General features: G+C 67.6%; 12 protein-coding genes. All 12 read left to right on the forward strand.

The annotated features are described in order from the left end of the window. On the forward strand, positions 1-241 hold a 241-nt coding region (locus OZ10_RS17185; RefSeq protein WP_039566150.1), incomplete at its 5' end, for a PPC domain-containing protein. Between the two features lie 130 nt (positions 242-371). Continuing rightward, positions 372-2099, forward strand: a complete 1728-nt coding sequence (gspE, locus tag OZ10_RS17190) for a type II secretion system ATPase GspE (protein WP_039408348.1) — start codon at positions 372-374, stop codon at positions 2097-2099. 265 nt (positions 2100-2364) lie between these two features. Next, positions 2365-3582 carry a type II secretion system protein XpsF gene (gene xpsF / locus OZ10_RS17195; RefSeq protein WP_039408345.1) on the forward strand — a complete coding sequence of 406 codons (1218 nt, stop codon included), beginning with the start codon at positions 2365-2367 and terminating at the stop codon, positions 3580-3582. A 228-nt stretch (positions 3583-3810) separates the two neighbouring features. Further along, on the forward strand, positions 3811-4242 hold the full coding sequence (gene gspG, locus OZ10_RS17200; RefSeq protein ID WP_039408341.1) for a type II secretion system major pseudopilin GspG: 432 nt from the start codon (positions 3811-3813) through the stop codon (positions 4240-4242). 9 nt (positions 4243-4251) lie between these two features. After that, on the forward strand, positions 4252-4761 hold the full coding sequence (gene xpsH / locus OZ10_RS17205) for a type II secretion system protein XpsH (protein WP_039408337.1): 510 nt from the start codon (positions 4252-4254) through the stop codon (positions 4759-4761). Further along, positions 4758-5171 (forward strand): type II secretion system protein XpsI, encoded by a 414-nt coding sequence (xpsI, locus tag OZ10_RS17210; protein ID WP_039408334.1) that lies wholly within the window; start codon positions 4758-4760, stop codon positions 5169-5171. The genes xpsH and xpsI overlap by 4 nt, the downstream gene beginning before the upstream one ends. Next, positions 5171-5806, forward strand: coding sequence for a type II secretion system protein J (locus OZ10_RS17215; protein ID WP_039408331.1), 636 nt, complete (start codon positions 5171-5173; stop codon positions 5804-5806). Before xpsI ends, OZ10_RS17215 begins: the two co-directional genes overlap by 1 nt. Then, positions 5803-6654 carry a type II secretion system minor pseudopilin gene (locus OZ10_RS17220; RefSeq protein WP_039408329.1) on the forward strand — a complete coding sequence of 284 codons (852 nt, stop codon included), beginning with the start codon at positions 5803-5805 and terminating at the stop codon, positions 6652-6654. The genes OZ10_RS17215 and OZ10_RS17220 overlap by 4 nt, the downstream gene beginning before the upstream one ends. After that, positions 6651-7772 carry a PilN domain-containing protein gene (locus OZ10_RS17225; protein ID WP_039408326.1) on the forward strand — a complete coding sequence of 374 codons (1122 nt, stop codon included), beginning with the start codon at positions 6651-6653 and terminating at the stop codon, positions 7770-7772. The genes OZ10_RS17220 and OZ10_RS17225 overlap by 4 nt, the downstream gene beginning before the upstream one ends. Then, positions 7756-8403: a type II secretion system protein GspM gene (gene gspM, locus OZ10_RS17230; RefSeq protein ID WP_039566153.1), complete on the forward strand. Its 648-nt coding sequence runs from the start codon at positions 7756-7758 to the stop codon at positions 8401-8403. The genes OZ10_RS17225 and gspM overlap by 17 nt, the downstream gene beginning before the upstream one ends. Further along, entirely contained in the window at positions 8393-9196 is an 804-nt protein-coding gene (xpsN, locus tag OZ10_RS17235) for a type II secretion system protein XpsN (protein ID WP_039566157.1), read from the forward strand. Before gspM ends, xpsN begins: the two co-directional genes overlap by 11 nt. Next, on the forward strand, positions 9193-10442 hold a 1250-nt coding region (locus tag OZ10_RS17240; RefSeq protein WP_039566160.1), incomplete at its 3' end, for a secretin N-terminal domain-containing protein. The genes xpsN and OZ10_RS17240, both read left to right, overlap by 4 nt.

Consider the following 10442-nt stretch of genomic DNA (forward strand, 5'->3'; position numbering starts at 1 on the left):
GTACAGCTTCGAGGCCAAGGCCGGCGCCGTGCTGAGCTTCATGACCTATGGTGGCACCGGCGATGTCTCGCTGTACGTCAGCCATGAAGCCGAGCCCAGCGCCACCAGCTTCGATGCCAAGTCGACCCGCCCCGGCAACAGCGAAACCGTGCGCTTCACCGCGCCCAAGGCAGGCACGTACTACATCAAGTTGGTGGGTGCGTCGGCCTATGCGAAGGTGACGCTCGTTGCGCGACAGTAAGCGCATGCAATAGTGTGACCGATGCCCCCGGCTCATCACCGGGGGCATCGTTTTTCAGGGGGATTCAGATGCGTGCGGTTGATCGTCGCGGCAAACTGCTACAGTCGGCGCCGGACCAGTGGAGACGAGTGTGAACGCGGTTGCCGTCGATCCAATTGAGCAGCGAAGTGCCGAAACGCGCATCGTCGAAGCACTGCTTGAACGCCGTCGTCTGAAAGACTCCGACCTGCTGCGCGCGCGCCAGTTGCAGGCCGAGTCAGGCATGGGTCTGCTGGCTCTGCTCGGCCGTCTGGGCCTGGTGTCCGAACGCGATCACGCAGAGACCTGCGCCGATGTGCTCGGCCTGCCGTTGGTGGATGCGCGCCAACTCGGCGATACCCCGCCGGAAATGCTGCCGGACGTACAGGGCCTGTCGCTGCGCTTCCTCAAGCAATTTCATCTGTGCCCGGTGGGCGAACGCGATGGCCGGCTGGAGCTGTGGATCGCCGACCCGTACGACGACTACGCAGTCGATGCCGTTCGCCTTGCCACCGGCTGCTCATTGTTCCTGCAGGTCGGCCTGCGTTCGGAAATCGACGATCTGATCGAGCGTTGGTACGGCCAGGGCCGCAGCGCGATGGGCACCATTGTCGAAACCGCCGATGGCGATGCCAACAGTAACGACGACATCGAAGCGCTGCGCGATCTGGCCTCCGAAGCGCCCGTGATCCGGCTGGTGAACCTGGTGATCCAGCACGCGGTGGAACTGCGCGCCTCCGACATCCATATCGAACCGTTCGAAAGCCGGCTCAAGGTGCGTTACCGCGTCGATGGCGTGCTGGTGGAGGGCGAGAGCCCGCCGGCCAAGCTCACTGCTGCGGTGATCAGCCGCATCAAGATCATGGCCAAGCTCAATATCGCCGAGCGTCGCCTGCCGCAGGACGGCCGCATCATGTTGCGCGTGCAGGGCAAGGAGCTGGACCTGCGCGTCAGCACCGTGCCCACCGCGCATGGCGAAAGCGTGGTGATGCGCCTGCTCGATCGCGAAACGGTGGTGTTCGACTTCTACAAGCTGGGCTTCACCGAAGAGTTTCTGCCGCAGTTCCGCAAGGTGCTGGAGCAGCCGCACGGCATCATGCTGGTCACCGGCCCCACCGGCTCGGGCAAGACCACCACGCTGTACACCGCGTTGAGCCAGCTCAATACCTCCGACGTCAAGATCATCACCGTCGAAGACCCGGTGGAATACCAGATCGAAGGCATCAACCAGATCCAGGCCAAGCCGCAGATCGGGCTGGATTTCGCCAACGCGCTGCGCAGCATCGTGCGCCAGGACCCGGACATCATCATGATCGGCGAAATGCGTGACCTGGAGACCGCGCGCATTGCGATCCAGTCCGCGCTCACCGGCCACCTGGTGCTCTCCACGTTGCACACCAACAACGCCGCCGGCGGCATCACCCGCCTGCTGGACATGGGCGTGGAAGATTACCTGCTGACCTCCACCATCAACGGCATCCTGGCCCAGCGGCTGGTCCGCAAACTCGACCTGGCCAATGCCGAACGCTATGCCGCATCGCCGGAGGAGATCGACAAGTTCGATCTGCGCCGCCTGCAGCCCGATGGCGAGATCTACCTGTATCGCCCGCGCCCCTCCGCCGCCGCACCCACCGGTTACCTGGGCCGCACCACCATCGTCGAGTTCCTGGTGATGAACGATGAACTGCGGCGTGCGGTGATGCGCCGCGCCGGCATGGGCGAGATCGAACAACTCGCACGCCAGGCCGGCATGCGCACCATGTACGAAGACGGCCTGTCCAAGGCCCTGCGTGGCGAAACCACCATCGAAGAAGTCCTGCGCGTCACGGAGGATGCGTGAGAGGGCCGGGACCGGGGACCCGGGACCGGGGGCCCGGGAACAGCCAAGGCAAGGGCGCAGTGGGGTGCTTCGTATTCGCTGACCAAGGCGCTGGCGCGGTTCGGTGCGGCAGTGGAGTGCTGCTGTCGGGACCCGGGAACAGCCTCGTCAACGGCGCTGGTGGTGAGGCCGCATGCGCCGACCAACGCGCTGCCAAGTCTCAGTGCTGCATCGTGCTGCGTTTCCCGGGTCCCGTGTCCCGTGTCCCCGGTCCCGGTCATTCCTGATGCCGCTCTACCGTTACAAGGCGCTCGACGCCCACGGCGAAATGCTCGACGGCCAGATGGAAGCGTCCAGCGATGCCGAGGTGGCGTTGCGCCTGCAGGAGCAGGGCCATCTGCCGGTGGAAACACGCCTGGCCACCGGCGAGAACGATTCGCCATCGCTGCGCATGCTGTTGCGCAAGAAGCCGTTCGACAATGCGGCGCTGGTGCAGTTCACCCAGCAGCTGTCCACCCTGATCGGTGCCGGGCAGCCGCTGGATCGCGCGCTGTCGATCCTGATGGATCTGCCCGAAGACGAAAAAAGCCGGCGCGTCATCGGCGACATCCGCGACACCGTGCGTGGCGGTGCGCCGCTGTCGTCGGCGCTGGAACGCCAGCATGGGCTGTTTTCCAAGTTGTACATCAACATGGTGCGCGCGGGCGAAGCTGGCGGCAGCATGCAGGACACGCTGCAGCGGCTGGCCGATTACCTGGAGCGCAGCCGCGCGCTCAGGGGCAAGGTGATCAACGCGCTGATCTATCCGGCGATCCTGCTGGCGGTGGTCGGCTGCGCATTGCTGTTCCTGTTGGGCTACGTGGTGCCGCAGTTCGCGCAGATGTACGAAAGCCTGGACGTGGCCTTGCCCTGGTTCACGCAAGCGGTGCTGAGCGTCGGCCTGTTGGTGCGCGACTGGTGGATCGTGCTGATCGTGGTGCCCGGCGTGCTTGGGCTATGGCTGGATCGCAAGCGCCGCAACGCTGCATTTCGTGCGTCGTTGGATGAGTGGCTGCTGCGCCAGAAAGTGGTCGGCAGCCTGATCGCGCGGCTGGAAACCGCACGCCTGACGCGCACGCTGGGCACCTTGTTGCGCAATGGCGTGCCGTTGCTGGCGGCCATCGGCATCGCACGCAATGTCATGTCCAATCTGGCGCTGGTCGACGATGTGGCCACTGCGGCCGACGACGTCAAGAACGGGCATGGCCTGGCAATGTCGCTGGCGCGCGGCAAGCGCTTTCCGCGCTTGGCGCTGCAGATGATCCAGGTGGGCGAGGAATCCGGCGCGCTGGACACGATGTTGCTCAAGACCGCCGACACCTTCGAGCTGGAAACCGCGCAAGCCATCGATCGCGCACTGGCGGCACTGGTGCCCTTCATCACGCTGGTGCTTGCCTCGGTGGTGGGGCTTGTCATCATCTCGGTGCTGGTGCCGCTGTATGACCTCACCAATGCGATCGGCTGAGCGCAATGACCAACATCGCTGCAGCGCCGTCAGCCGGACCCGAGCGGGGCTCGGCATCGGTACGCATCGCTCGTACACTTCGATGGCAATGCACAGCTCCCTGACCGCAGTAACCGCTTCACGACAACTTTCCGGTGACCGCACGACACCCATGCGGGAACCAATGCAATGGCCGCCGTGTCCTTTGTTGGCGGCAGCATCCTTCATCGACGTGCAAGGAAATCGTTCATGATCAAGCGCTCCATCACCCGTAGTCCGTCGCGCGCAGGCCAGGCCGGCATGAGCCTGCTGGAAATCATCATCGTCATCGTGCTGATCGGTGCAGTGCTCACCCTGGTCGGTAGCCGCGTGCTTGGTGGTGCCGATCGCGGCAAGGCCAATCTGGCCAAGTCGCAGATCCAGACCCTGGCCGGCAAGATCGAGAATTTCCAGCTCGACACCGGCAAGTTGCCGGGCAAGCTCGATGACCTGGTGACCCAGCCCGGTGGCAGCAGCGGCTGGCTGGGCCCGTACGCCAAGCCGGTCGAGCTCAACGACCCATGGGGCCACACCATCGAATACCGCGTGCCCGGCGATGGCCAGCCGTTCGATCTGATCAGCCTGGGCAAGGACGGCAAGCCCGGCGGCAGCAGCTACGATTCGGACATCAAGTACCAATAAGCCCTCGCCATGCGCGTTGCGTGTCAGCCGTTGCGTCATCGGCATGGAGTGGTCGGCCCTGGTCGTCCGCGCACGCGTGGCACATCGTTGCTGGAAATGCTGCTGGTCATCGCGTTGATCGCCATGGCCGGCGTGCTCGCGGCCGCGGCGTTGAACGGCGGCATCGACGGCATGCGCCTGCGCACCGCCGGCAAGGCGATCGCCTCGCAACTGCGCTACACGCGCACCCAGGCGATTGCTACCGGCACGCCGCAGCGGTTCCTGATCGACCCGCTGCAACGTCGTTGGGAAGCCCCCGGCGGCCATCGCGGCGATCTGCCATCGTCGCTGCAGGTGCGTTTTACCGGCGCGCGCCAGGTGCAGTCGCGCGAAGACCAGGGCGCCATCCAGTTCTTTCCCGACGGCGCCTCCACCGGCGGCCGCATCGATCTGCAGGTCAAGGACGCGCGCTGGCGCGTGGACGTGGGCTGGATCACCGGCGAAGTGCGTTCGGGCCCATTGAGGACGCCGTCGCCATGAGGCGTCAGCGCGGTTACACCCTGATCGAAGTGATCGTCGCCTTCGCGCTGCTGGCGCTGGCCTTGAGCCTGTTGCTGGGATCGTTGTCGGGTGCGGCGCGGCAGGTGCGTGCGGCCGACGACGGCACCCGCGCCACGCTGCACGCGCAATCGTTGCTCGCCCTGCAGGGCATGGACAAGCCGCTGGTGCCCGAGCAGCAGCAGGGCAGCTTCGAGAACGGGCATTTCCGCTGGTCGATGGATGTGCGCCCTTACGACGAGCCGCGGCGCAACCCGCAGGCGCCGGTCGCGCCGGGCGCGCACAAGCTGCTGCAACTGACCCTGGTGGTGCGCTGGGGCGAGCAGCCCAATCAGATGCTGCAGTGGCGCACCTTGCGGCTGGTGGCCGCCACCGCGCAGGACGGCGCCTGATGCGCCGTTCGCGCAGTGCGGGGTTCACCCTGATCGAGGTGCTGCTGGCCACCATGCTGCTGGTCGGCGGCCTGGCGCTGGCCTTTGCCACGCTGCGCTCGGCCAGCGCAGTGAGTCAGCGCGGCGAGGCGATTGCCCAGCGCAGCGAGCGCGTGCGCGCGGTGGAAGAATTCCTGCGCCGCCGTCTGGCAGCCGCGTTGCCGCTGGCGATGAGCATCGACCCGCAGAGCCAGCAGCCGATGCTGTTCGTCGGCGAGCCGCAGCGCATGCGCTTTGCCGCCGACGTGCCGGATTACCTGGGGCGCGGCGGCCCGTATCTGCATGACCTGGCGGTGGTCGGCGACGGCGAGCAGCGCACCTTGCAGATTGCCCTGACCATGCTGCAGTCGGGCAAGTCGATCGAAGAAGGCAATGCGCTGCCGCCGGAGCCGCTGGCGCAGGACGTGCAGCAGGTGAGCTTCCGCTATCGCGGCATGGACCCGCAGACCGGCCGCCTGAGCGCGTGGTTGCCGCAGTGGGAATGGCACGACCGCCTGCCGCTGCTGGTGCGCATCGACATCCGCAGCGGCGATGCGGCATGGCCGTCGCTGGTGGTGGCGCTGCCGCAATCCAGCAACCCCGGAGCAGGGCAATGAGCCGGATGCGCGGCGCGGCGCTGGTGCTGGTGTTGTGGCTGATTGCCCTGCTCACCGCGATGATCGGTGCGTTCGCGCTCACCGCACGCGTGGAAGCATTGCAGGGCAGCATGCTGCGCAATGGCGCGCAGGCGCAGGAATACGCGCGTGCTGGCCTGGAATACGCACTCTCGCGCTTGCAAAGCACCGATACCCAGGCACGCTGGCGCGCAGACGGCCGGCGCTATCGTTGGCAGCTGGACGATGCCACGGTGGAAATCCGCATCACTGACGAAAGTGGCAAGGTGGATCTGAACATGGCCGAGCCGGCGCTGCTGGCCGGGCTGGTGCGTGCGGTGGGCGGCGAACAGGGCCGCGACACGCGCATTGCCGGCGCGATCGTCGATTGGCGCGATGGCGACTCGCTGAGCCAGCCCGGCGGTGGCGCCGAAGACCGCGACTATGCCGACGCTGGCCTGCCGTACGGCGCAAAGGACAGCCCCTTCGAAACCCTGGGCGAACTGCGGTTGGTACTGGGCATGGACAGCGCGTTGTATCGCAAGCTGCTGCCCAACCTCACGCTGTACAGCGGCCGCTCGCGCCCCGAAGCGCGCTTTGCGCCCGGCCCGGTGTTGACCGCAATGGGCCTGGATGCGCGGCAACTGCTGGCGCAGCGTGACGCGCCGCTGGGTTTGCCGGGCAGCGAGGCGACGGTCGGTGGGTCTGACACTTATAGTATCGAGAGCCGGGCGCGACTGAGTCAGGGACGCGAGGCTGTGTTGCGGGCGGTCGTGTCCACCAGCGCGTCCGCCGTACCGGGATCGGCCTACACCGTGTTGCGTTGGGAAGAGGGAGCAGCAGTGCAATGACCGCATGGCGGGATACCTTGGGTCGTATCGGCGTACGCGCCATGCCGGGCGCCGGAGGCTTCTGGCGTTGGTGGCAACAATCGCTGCTGGCCTGGCTGCCGCAACGGTGGCAATGGCAGTTGGGTCTGTCGCAGGCACGCCTGTTGTTGCAGCTCGATGGCGATACCTTGCAGTTGCTGCGCCAGCGCGACCATAGCCGCGAGGCGGTCGCCAGCCTGCCGTGGCCGGTGCAGCCGCAGGAAGTCAACGCCGTGCTGCCGAGCGCGCTGGATGGGTTGCCGCGGCATTGGCTGCTGCCGTCGGCGCATGCGCTGCGGCGCCCCTTGCGGTTGCCGGCCGCCGCCGCCGCACGCCTGCAGGACGTGGCGCGTTTCGAGATCGACCGGCAGACCCCGTTCACGGCTGACCAGGTGTATTTCGATGCGCGCGTACTCGACGTGCGCGAAGACGGCCAGCTCGATGCCGAACTGGTGGTGGTGCCGCGGCGCATGATCGACGGCCCGGCCGGCGTGCCCGATGCCTGGACCAGCGCGTTGTCCGGCATCGACGTGGCCGACACCCAGGGCGTGCCGCTGGGGGTGAACCTGCTGCCGCCGGCGCGCCGGCTGCGGCGCAGCGACCCCATGCAGCGCTGGAACCTGATGCTTGCCGCCACCGCGCTGGTGTTGCTGGCAGTGGCCGGCTGGCTGCTGTTGGACAACCGCCGTCAGGCGGCCGACGACCTGCGCGCCAAGGTGCAGGCCAATGCCGCGCGTGCGCGCCAGGTGGCCGCCGAACGGCAGCAGCTGATGGACCTGGTCGAAGGCGCCAACTTCTTCCAGAAACAGCGCGCCACGCGTCCGACCTCGGTGGAAATCTGGGACGAGCTGAGCCGGCGTCTGCCCGGTGGCACCTATCTGGAAAAATTCTCGGTCGAAGGCGGGCAATTGCAGTTGATTGGCTTGAGCAACGAAGCCTCCTCGCTGGTGCGCCGTCTGGAAGGCTCGCCGTTATGGCGCACGCCCTCGCTGACCGGCGTGCTGCAGAGCGATGCCGGTCGCAACGTCGACCGCTTCACCATCACTGCCGAGCTGGCCGGCCCCGACGCCAAGGAGGCGGCCGATGCCACGCAGCGTTAAGCGCGATCGCTGGATCGCTTTGGGGTTGCTGCTGCTGGTGCTGGGCGTGGCGTATCTGGTGCTGGTGCACCCGTGGTTCACCCAGCCGATGATCGCCGTGCAGGACGACCTGCAATCGCTGCGCGAGCGCGAACTGCGCGTGCGCGTGCAGCTGCAGCAGGCGCCGGAAGTCAGCAAGCGGCTGCGGCAGGCACGTCAGACGCTGGAAAGCCGCCCGGGCTTCCTGCCGGAAACCTCCGCCGAGCTGGCCTCGGCCGGGCTGGTGCAGCGGCTGGAACGCGCGGTGGTGGAAGCCAGCCCCGGCAACCGCAGCTGTGCCATCAGCAACCGCTCGCCGCTGCAGCCGGAGAGCAAGGACCGCTTCACCCGCGTGGCCGTGCAGGTGCGCCTGCGCTGCGGCACGCCGGAGCTGGCCTCGGTGTTGTACAGCCTGGAAAACGGCACGCCGCGGCTGTTCGTGGACAACCTCAATGTCATGGCGCAGCGCTACCAACTCTCTCCCAACGAAAGCGGCAACGGGCTGGATATCGCCTTCGAACTGGCCGGCTACCTGCGCCCCGGCGCCAGTGCCGCACCGTTGAACACCGATGCCGCGCCCGCCGCCGCCGGGGAGGCCAGCAATGCGCCTTGACCTGATCGGTTTACGCACCTGGTTGCTGGCCACCGTGGTCGGCTGGGCGCTGTTGGTGTGCATCCTGGCGGTGGCCGGCCTGGGCAAGCGCGTGGAGCTGCTGCCCGACGACCCGGCGCTGGTGCAGCGCCTGCCCACGTTGCCGGCACCGGCGCCGGAACGGCTGGGCGCGTTCGAGAAATATTCGGAGATCGCCGCGCACCCGGCCTTCGCCGAGGACCGCCTGCCGCATCCGTTCTTCCTGTCCGGCAACGATGGCAGCGGCGCGGCCTCGACGGTGCGCCTGACCGGCGTGCTGCTGACGGAAAACTTCAAGATGGCCACGCTGACCCTGGACCCGCAGGATTCGGTGCGCGTGCAGCTCGGCGGCGACGCGGTCAAGGGCTGGCGCCTGCTGGCCCTGCAGCCGCGCAGTGCCACCATCGAAGGCCCCGGCGGCACCCAGACCCTGGAACTGCACGTGTTCAACGGCCAGGGCGGGCAGCCGCCCACCGCCAATGCCGCCGCGCGCGGGGCTGCGGGCGCCACCCCGCCGTTGCCCTCGCCCGACGCAGCGGATCCTGCCGCCACGGCGCAACCGCCGCAGCCGCAGCCGCAGCCGGCCACGCCACCGCAGCAGCAGCCCGGCGGGCAGGCCCCGCCCACGGTGCCGCCGCAGCGCAGTGATGGCGCCCAGGAAGCCCCACGCCCCTCCGACGATCAGATGCGTGCCATCCGCGAACGCATCGAAGCCCGACGCCGCCAGCTGCAACAGCAGCGCCAGAGCGGCTCTACCCCCGGTCAGACCCAATGAGTGAACGCATGACGCCGCGCCTGTTTCCCGTGTCCCTGCTGATTGGCCTGCTGGCCGGTTGCGCCTCCACTCCGCCACCGGACGTGCGCCGCAACGCGCGCCTGGACCCGCAAGTCGGCGCTGCCGGCGCCACCCAGACTCCCGCCGAACAGCGCGCCGACGGCGATGCCAACGCCAAGCCCAGCCCCGTGATCCGCCGCGGCAGCGGCACCATGATCAATCAGAGTGCGGCTGGCGCGCCGGCGCCCACGCTGGGCATGGCCAGCAGTGGCAGCGCCACCTTCAACTTCGAAGGCGAATCGGTGCAGGCCGTGGTCAAGGCGATCCTGGGCGACATGCTTGGCCAGAACTACGTCATCGCGCCGGGCGTGCAGGGCACCGTGACCCTGGCCACGCCCAACCCGGTCTCGCCGGCCCAGGCCCTCAACCTGCTGGAGATGGTGCTGGGCTGGAACAACGCCCGCATGGTGTTCAGCGGTGGCCGCTACAACATCGTGCCGGCCGACCAGGCACTGGCCGGCACCGTCGCGCCCAGCACCGCATCGCCGTCGGCCGCACGCGGGTTCGAAGTGCGCGTGGTGCCGTTGAAGTTCATTTCCGCCAGCGAAATGAAGAAAGTGCTCGAGCCCTACGCGCGGCCGAACGCCATCGTCGGTACCGACCCCGCGCGCAACGTCATCACCCTGGGTGGCACTCGCGCGGAGCTGGAAAACTACCTGCGCACCGTGCAGATCTTCGACGTGGACTGGTTGTCGGGCATGTCGGTGGGCGTATTCCCGATCCAGTCCGGCAAGGCCGAGAAGGTCTCTGCCGACCTGGAAAAGGTGTTCGGCGAACAGAGCAAGACGCCCAGCGCCGGCATGTTCCGTTTCATGCCGCTGGAAAACGCCAACGCCGTGCTGGTGATCACCCCGCAGCCGCGCTACCTGGACCAGATCCAGCAGTGGCTGGACCGTATCGACAGCGCCGGCGGCGGCGTACGGCTGTTCTCGTACGAGTTGAAGTACATCAAGGCCAAGGACCTGGCCGATCGGTTGTCGGAAGTGTTCGGCGGCCGCAGCAACAGCGGCGACTCCAACGCTTCGCTGGCGCCGGGGGCCGAGAGCAGCGTGCTCGGCGGTCAGCTGGGTAATCGCGACAGCACGATGGGCGGCAGCTCCGGCCTGACTGGTGGCAGCGTCGGCGAAAGCGGGAGCAGCAGCGGCACGGTGGGCGGTGAGTTCGGCAGCAGCGGCACCGGTGGCAG

The sequence above is a fragment of the Xanthomonas cannabis pv. cannabis genome (assembly GCF_000802365.1).
GTDB lineage: Bacteria > Pseudomonadota > Gammaproteobacteria > Xanthomonadales > Xanthomonadaceae > Xanthomonas > Xanthomonas cannabis.

What these genes read in the sequence shown, in the direction of transcription:
- xpsF (WP_039408345.1), top strand. Translation starts at nt 2,365, where the DNA reads ATGCCGCTCTACCGTTACAAGGCGCTCGACGCCCACGGCGAAATGCTC.
- gspG (WP_039408341.1), top strand. Translation starts at nt 3,811, where the DNA reads ATGATCAAGCGCTCCATCACCCGTAGTCCGTCGCGCGCAGGCCAGGCC.
- xpsH (WP_039408337.1), top strand. Translation starts at nt 4,252, where the DNA reads ATGCGCGTTGCGTGTCAGCCGTTGCGTCATCGGCATGGAGTGGTCGGC.
- xpsI (WP_039408334.1), top strand. Translation starts at nt 4,758, where the DNA reads ATGAGGCGTCAGCGCGGTTACACCCTGATCGAAGTGATCGTCGCCTTC.
- OZ10_RS17215 (WP_039408331.1), top strand. Translation starts at nt 5,171, where the DNA reads ATGCGCCGTTCGCGCAGTGCGGGGTTCACCCTGATCGAGGTGCTGCTG.
- OZ10_RS17220 (WP_039408329.1), top strand. Translation starts at nt 5,803, where the DNA reads ATGAGCCGGATGCGCGGCGCGGCGCTGGTGCTGGTGTTGTGGCTGATT.
- OZ10_RS17225 (WP_039408326.1), top strand. Translation starts at nt 6,651, where the DNA reads ATGACCGCATGGCGGGATACCTTGGGTCGTATCGGCGTACGCGCCATG.
- gspM (WP_039566153.1), top strand. Translation starts at nt 7,756, where the DNA reads ATGCCACGCAGCGTTAAGCGCGATCGCTGGATCGCTTTGGGGTTGCTG.
- xpsN (WP_039566157.1), top strand. Translation starts at nt 8,393, where the DNA reads ATGCGCCTTGACCTGATCGGTTTACGCACCTGGTTGCTGGCCACCGTG.